The following is a 1,004-nucleotide window of genomic DNA, read 5'->3' on the forward strand; positions in this document are numbered from 1 at the left end:
ATCGGCTTCCAGGTTCCCGCCCGGGACTGTGTCCACTCAGCCAGAGCCGACTTGGATCTATCCCGCAGAACGGTGTACCCGTCCACTCCAGGGGTCTTGCGCCCTGCGTTGATTTCCGTTACGCGTCTCACTGCTACCAGAGCGTTTGACCGTGAGCGGAACATCAGCTTCTGCAAGTTGCGGACCTTCTTCAGGTCCCCTTTCCTCGATGCCGCGAAGATTCGCTGACGCAGTCGCCGTACGTCGTCCTCGACCGTGTTCCAGTCAACCGACTGCCAGTCAAAGAGTTCGTCGTCAGGTCCGTTCGCTTCCGGGTTTCCGGGAGCGTCCAACTTGTCCATCAGTTCCGGAGTCGTCGTCATCGTCTGCTTCGCAGACTCACCAGGCCCGCGTGGGCTCCCTTTCAGGCCAGGCATGGAGCCTGTATCCGGCCGGTTATCCGGACAGTCGGCGGAGGTGCCGCGTTGCCTCGTCCGGTTTCCCGTTTCCTTTCGGCTGCCGGCCTTCGCTTCTCGGGCCTTCCTATTCCCGCTGGAGAGGTGGGCCTTCCTTGCGGTCGGCTTACCAGGTGTGTGCACGCCTGGACTCCAACGGGGTTACCACGTTCCGCACATGCAAGATGCGACCGGTTTGGGTGCCCTCTATACCCCGGAGCAGTGGTGCTCTCCCGACCGACACTGGCTCGCCGGTCGGCACTCGCCGCTTTTCAACGGCCAGCTCTGTACGGCCCTTTACGCATTCCATCCACGAGCCTGGATCGTAACGAGGCATCAACGAGGATTCACTTCCGTTCACCCGCTCGGCCTTCCCCGACCTGTGACTCCTGGACAGAACAGCAGCCCTTGGGCCTCTTTCCTCGGGCTTCGAACCCCGCGATTACTCACGACGCACGCCGAGGTGGGGACAGGTCTTGAGCACTGACCTGAGACAGCGATATTGGCTACTTCAGAGAGCCAACCTCCTTATCGTGTCTACTTGCAATGTGCGACCTCGTGTCGCACGCC

1 protein-coding gene is annotated in these 1,004 nt (G+C 61.3%); it reads right to left on the bottom strand.

Going from position 1 to position 1,004, the window contains the following annotated elements:
- Positions 1–362, bottom strand: a 362-nt coding sequence (locus NMN56_RS42930; protein ID WP_274048748.1) for a reverse transcriptase N-terminal domain-containing protein, incomplete at its 3' end; no start/stop codon positions are given.
- Positions 363–1,004 lie beyond the last annotated feature (642 nt).

Origin of the sequence: Streptomyces iconiensis (assembly GCF_028657195.3) — a bacterium.
GTDB lineage: Bacteria > Actinomycetota > Actinomycetes > Streptomycetales > Streptomycetaceae > Streptomyces > Streptomyces iconiensis.